A 6,242-nucleotide genomic window follows, 5' to 3' on the forward strand; every position below is an offset into this window, starting at 1 on the left:
ACCCAGATCTCGTAGCCGAGATCGCCGGTATAGCTCACACGGCCGACCAGGCACGGCGCCATGCCGATATCCATCCGGCCAATGGCCATGAAGGAAAAGGCCGCGTTGGAGACATCCGAGCGCGTCGCCTTTGCCAGCACATCCCGCGCCTTCGGGCCGGCGATCGACAGACCGGTGAGCTTCGCGCCCAGCGACTCGATGCGGACCGATCCATCGTCAGGCAGGTGCTTCTCGAACCAGCGCATATGGTATTGCTCGGCGATGCCGGAGCCGGCGAGGAACCAGCCCTCACTTCCGAGATTGGCGAGGGTGAAATCGCCGATCAGTCTGCCGTCTTCCTTCAGCATCGGCGCCAGCGTCATGCGGCCGGGCTTGGGCAGTTTGCAGGCAAGCATCCGGTCGAGCCAGGCGGCCGCTCCCTCACCCGTCACCTTGTATTTGGCGAAGCTCGAAATCTCCGACAGGCCGACACCGTCGCGAACTGTGGCGACCTCCTTGGCGACCTGCGTGAAATCGCTCGAGCGGCGCCAGGAGAATTCGTCCTTGACGCCTTCCGGCGCGTACCACAGCGGCACTTCCAGCCCATAGGCAACGCCCCATTGCGCACCCTTGGCCGACAGCAGGTCGTAGACCGGCGTCGTCTTCAGCGGCCGCCCGGCGGGCAGCTCCTCATTGGGGAAGCGGATCGAAAAGCGCCTGGAATAATTCTCGCGCACCTTGGCGTTGGTATAGGCCATCGTCGCCCAGTCGCCGTAGCGCGCGACATCCATCGCCCAGATGTCGGCGCCGGGATCGCCCTCGATCATCCAGTTCGACAAAGCGAGGCCGACGCCGCCGCCTTGCGAAAACCCGGCCATGACACCGCAGGCGACCCAGAAGCCCGGCAGCCCGCGCACCGGCCCGACCAATGGGTTGCCGTCGGGCGCGAAGGTGAAAGGCCCGTTGATGATCTGCTTGATGCCCGTGTTCTGGAAGGCCGGGAAATGGCGGAAGCCGACCTCAAGCGACGGCGCGATGCGGTCGATGTCGGGCGCCAGCAATTCATGGCCGAAATTCCATGGCGTCTGGTATTCGGACCATGGCTTGTTGGCCTTTTCGTAAGTGCCCATCAGCATGCCGCCGCGCTCCTGGCGCAGGTAAAGCTCGCCGTCGAAGTCGACCGCGTGGATGATCTCGGTGCCGGTCTTGGCGTTCCAGGCGGCGACCTCCGGCATATCCTCGGTGATCAGGTACATGTGCTCCATGGCCAGCACCGGCAGTTCGAGGCCGACCATGCGGCCGACCTCGCGCGCCCACAGGCCGCCGGCGTTGACGACATGCTCGGCCACCACCTCGCCCTTGTTGGTGATGACCCGCCACAGTCCGTCAGGGCGCCGCACGATGTCCTCGACCTTGGTGAAACGCTCCACTTCCGCCCCAAGTTTCCGCGCGGCCTTGGCATAGGCGTGGGTGACGCCGGAGGGATCGAGATGGCCGTCCTCTTTGTTCCTGACCGCGCCGACGAACTGCTTGGGATCGAGCAGCGGCATCAGTTCGGCCGCTTCGTTGGGCGAGATCTCCTCGAGCTCGATGCCGAGATAGCGGCCCTTGGCGACGACGCCGCGCAGCCAGTCGAGCCGCGCCTCGGTCGCTGCCAGAAGCACGCCACCGGTCAGATGCACGCCGGTCGCCTGGCCGGAAAGCTCCTCGATCTCCTTGTAGAGATTGATCGTGTATTTCTGCAGCTTGGCGACGTTGGGGTCGCCATTGATGGTGTGCATGCCCCCGGCCGCGTGCCAGGTCGAGCCTGAGGTCAGCTCGTCGCGCTCGAGCAGGACAACATCGGTCCAGCCGTGGCGGGCGAGATGGAACAACACGGAGCATCCGACGACGCCACCGCCAATGACCACGACCTTTGCATGCGATTTCATGGATTTTTTCTCTGATATCAGTGAGTTGAATGGGTGAATGGATTCAAGCTGGGAACGATCACGGCTCGCCCTGCCCGATCGCTTCCTTGCGCCTGGCCATGTAAGCCTCTAGCGCCTCGCGCACGGCGATATCCATCACCGGCTCGACATAGTCCTCCAGCGCTTTCTTCCACAGCCGCGTTGCGCGTGCCGTGGCGTCGAGGCCGCCGGCTTCCTGCCAGGCTTCGTAATTCTGCCAGTTGGACAGCATCGGCTGGTAGAAGGCAGTGGCGTAGCGCTCCAGCGTGTGCGGCTCGCCGAAGAAATGCCCACCGGTTGGCACCGCACCCAAAGCCTCGACGGCGAGTTCCGCCTCATTGACTTCGATCGGGCGCAAGAACTCCATCATATGCTGGATCATCTCGACATCGATGATGAGTTTTTCGAACGACGCCGTCAGCCCGCCCTCCTGCCAGCCGGCGGCGTGGTAGACGAGGTTGCCGTGGCCGAGCACCGCCCCCCACAGTGCCATCAGCGTCTCATAGGCGCCCTGCGCGTCGGCGGCATTGGAAGCCGAGCCCGGCGTCGTGCGGTAGGGCAGCCCGTAGCGCCGCGCCAGTTGCCCTGACGCAATGTTGGCCTTGGTGTTCTCGGGCGTGCCGAAGGCCGGCGCGCCCGACTTCATGTCGACATTGGAGGTGAAGGCGCCATACATGACCGGCGCGCCCGGACGGACAAGCTGCGTCAGCACGACGCCGAACAGCGCCTCGGCATTCTGCTGCGCCAGCGCCCCGGCCAGCGTCACCGGGCTCATCGCCCCCATCAGCGTGAACGGCGTCACCGCCACCGACTGGCCGAACTCGGCCATGGTCATCAGGCCTTCGGCCATCATCTCGTCGAAGCGGCGCGGGGAGTTGACCGAGATGATGGTGGTGATACCGGGATCGTCGCGCATCTGGTCGAGCGTCAGCCCACGCGAAATCGCCATCATCTCGATGCCGTCCAATGCCCTGCCCCGGCCGATCGCCGAGACATGGAAACTCTTGTCGGTCAGCGTCAGATTGGTGAAATAAGTGTCGAGATGGCGAGAGTTTGCCGGCAGCTCCACCGGCGCGCAGACCTGGTTGCCCAGCATGTGGATGCAGTTGAAATGCTGCGCCAGCCGTGTGAGATCCGAATAGTCGCGCAAATTGCCGGCGCGGCGGCCGCGCTCCATGTCATGGACATTGGGCGGCCCGGCAACGAGGGTGAAATTGATGGTGTTGCCGCCCAGATGAACCGCGTTGGCCGGGTTGCGCGGCGTCAACACATAGCTGGGCTGCGTGGTCTTCAGCACGTCTTCGATCAGGCCGCGATCGATGCGGACATTCGCTGAGGCATGATCGACCCTGGCGCCGGCCTTCTCGAACAGCGACAGCGCGCGCGGACTCATCACCTCGATGCCGAAATTCTCCAATATGTGCATCGACGCCTGATGGATCTGCTCGATCTGATCGGGCGACAGCATGGCCATTGGCGGATAGGGATTGGTCACCCGCCTGAGCGGCAGTTGCGGAATGGCCGATGGCCCCCGATTGCTGGTGCGCTCGGCGCCGCGTTTGCGTCTTGGTTCGTTCATGCCTGGCATCAAAGCCCCGGCAAACCAGGCAAGCTGTCATAAATACGCCGTTTGCGGGCGTGATTTTAGCCACGGCGGCATTTCCGCAGTATCCATTTATAGAATACGACGAAATATGTCGGATTGTTGATATGGGATTTCCTCGAGCGACCGCTCGGGCGAAGCGTTAATGGACGCTGCAAGATTCCCTTTATGATTTCGGCCTATTGCTCTGCCGATGCGTAGTTCGAGTTTTAGTAAAATTGGTGCGGTTTGCGTGCTGCTGGCGCTTTCGGCCTGCGCCACGCCGCCCAATCACATCAACAATGTCTGCGCCGTCTTCGACCAGAATGACGGCTGGTTCGACAACTGGCAGTCTGCCGCCGAGCGCACCCAACAGAAATATGGCATTCCCGTTCCCGTACTGATGGCGACGGTGCGCAAGGAATCGGGCTTCAAGAGCAATGCAAGGCCGCCGCGTACCAAGCTGCTCGGCTTCATTCCGTGGAAGCACGTCTCCACGGCCACCGGCTTCTCGCAGGCGCTGGACGGCACCTGGTCGCAATATCAGCGCGAGACCGGCAACTGGGCGGCGCGGCGGACGAAATTCGCCGATGCGGTCGATTTCGTCGGCTGGTATCATTCCAAGACATCTGACACCTACGGCGTCGCCCGCAACGACACCTACAATCTCTACCTTGCCTACTATCTCGGCTGGACCGCCTATGGCCGCGGCAACAGGGGCGATGCCGGTGTGCAGGGCTATGCCCGGGCCACCGACAAGATGGCGCGGGACTATGCCCAGCAGTTGAGCGAGTGCGGGAACTGAGCTTGCCGCATCGTTGATCTCGATCTTCGGACTGTCAGCTCGGCCTTTTGCCGCGCGGACGCTTTGGTGGCGTGCCAGCAAAACCGGGGCCATCGCCATGCGGCGCGTCGTCCGGCATACCTTCGTGCGCGGCGTGTTCCTTGTCGAACTTGATCACGGGCTCCATCTTGGCCAGCACGTCGTCGGAGAGCCAGCACAGGCTCATATGACCGTCGCCGAGATGCTTGACCGGCGGCACCTTGGTCTCGCAGAGATTGTCCGGCACCAGCTTCTTGTAGCCGCAACGGGTCTGGAACGGACACCCGGATGGCGGGTTCATCGCCGACGGGATGTCGCCTTCCAGCACGATGTGCTTCTTCACGACACTCGTGTCGGCGATCGGGATCGCCGACAGCAGCGCCTCGGTATAGGGATGATAGGGCGGTGCGAAGATCTGGTCGGTCGTGCCTTGCTCGACGATATAGCCGAGATACATGACGACGACGCGGTCGGCGATGTAGCGAACGACGGACAGATCGTGGCTGATAAACAGCATCGTCGTCTTGTTCTTGCGCTGGATGTCCATCAGCAGTTCGGTCACCGCCGCCTGCACCGACACGTCCAATGCCGAGACCGGCTCGTCGGCCACCACCACCTTGGCGTCACCGGCAAAGGCTCGCGCCACGCCGATGCGCTGCTTCTGGCCGCCCGAAAGCTGACGCGGCTTGCGGGTTTCGAATGCCCGCGGCAGCTTCACCAGGTCGAGCAGCTCCAGCATCCGCTTGCGGCGATCGGCAACCGTCTTGCCGACATTGAACTTCTCCAGCGTGCGGATGATCTGCGAACCGACCGAATGGCTGGGATTGAGCGTGTCGAACGGATTCTGGAACACCATCTGGATCGACGACACCGTGTCGACGCTCCGTTTGTCGATCCCCGTCGACTGGATTTCCGTGTTGCCCAGCGTCACCGTGCCGGCACTTGCCGTCTCCAGCCCGAGCAGCACCTTGGCCAGCGTCGACTTTCCGCAGCCGGATTCGCCGACGATGGCGACCGTCTCGGATTCGCGCGCCATGAACGAGATCGTCTCGTTGGCCTTGACGACGCGGCCCTCGCTCGAGCCGAACACCTCGCTGCCGCCGACCCTGTAATATTTTCTGAGGTCCTCGATCTTGAGCACCGGCGCGCCGGGCATGACGCGCTCATTGACCTTCTTGGCACCGGGTGGCAGCGCTTCCCAGTCGATCTCGTTGAAGCGCACGCAGCGCGAGAAATGGCCTTCATGACCAGCGACCTCGATCATCGGGATTTCGGCGGCGTTGCAGACACCCTCGACGAAATGGTGGCAGCGCGGGCCGAAATTGCAGCCCTTGGGCCGCTCGTGCGGCAGCGGCAGCTGTCCGGGGATGGAGATCAGCGGCCGTGAGTTCTTGTCGGCGCCCGGCAGCGGGATCGAGCGGAACAGCCCTTGCGTATAGGGGTGGCGCATCCGGTCGAACACGTCCTTGATCTTGCCGGTCTCCACCGCTTCGCCCGAATACATCACGGTGATGCGATCGCAGGTTTCCAGGATCAGGCCGAGATTGTGCGACACGAAGATCATCGACGTGCCGAACTTCTCGCCCAGCCCCTTGACCAGATCGACGATGCCCGCCTCCACCGTCACGTCGAGCGCCGTCGTCGGCTCGTCGAGCAAAAGCAGCGCCGGCTTCGACAGCAGCGCCATGGCAATGACGATGCGCTGCTGCTGGCCGCCGGAGAGCTGGTGCGGATAGGAGCGCATCATACGCTCGGGATCGGGCAATTTGACCGAGCGCACCATATCGAGGGCGCGTTTATAGGCCTCTTCCTTCGACACCTTGTCGTGGATCAGCGGCACTTCCATCAGCTGCTGGCCGACCTTCATCGCCGGGTTCAGGCTCGCCATCGGCTCCTGGTAGATCATGGC

General features: G+C 63.1%; 4 protein-coding genes. 1 reads left to right on the plus strand and 3 read right to left on the minus strand.

Going from position 1 to position 6,242, the window contains the following annotated elements; all coding sequences use genetic code 11:
* The coding region (locus ENZ75_RS17325) for an FAD-dependent oxidoreductase (RefSeq protein WP_164887852.1) at positions 1-1,910 on the minus strand (1,910 nt) is incomplete at its 3' end.
* 58 nt (positions 1,911-1,968) lie between these two features.
* Positions 1,969-3,507: a trimethylamine methyltransferase family protein gene (locus tag ENZ75_RS17330; protein ID WP_024501515.1), complete on the minus strand. Its 1,539-nt coding sequence runs from the start codon at positions 3,505-3,507 to the stop codon at positions 1,969-1,971.
* A 217-nt stretch (positions 3,508-3,724) separates the two neighbouring features.
* Here ENZ75_RS17330 and ENZ75_RS17335 point away from each other — a divergent pair, with 217 nt between their 5' ends.
* Positions 3,725-4,315: a transglycosylase SLT domain-containing protein gene (locus ENZ75_RS17335; RefSeq protein ID WP_013530886.1), complete on the plus strand. Its 591-nt coding sequence runs from the start codon at positions 3,725-3,727 to the stop codon at positions 4,313-4,315.
* Positions 4,316-4,349: 34 nt separating this feature from the next.
* On the opposite strand, the gene ENZ75_RS17340 is transcribed toward ENZ75_RS17335, so the two are convergent.
* Positions 4,350-6,242 (minus strand): ABC transporter ATP-binding protein (locus tag ENZ75_RS17340; protein WP_164887853.1); only part of this gene is annotated, 1,893 nt, incomplete at its 5' end.

This window comes from Mesorhizobium sp. M7A.F.Ca.CA.002.04.1.1 (assembly GCF_004022805.1).
GTDB classification, from domain to species: domain Bacteria; phylum Pseudomonadota; class Alphaproteobacteria; order Rhizobiales; family Rhizobiaceae; genus Mesorhizobium; species Mesorhizobium ciceri.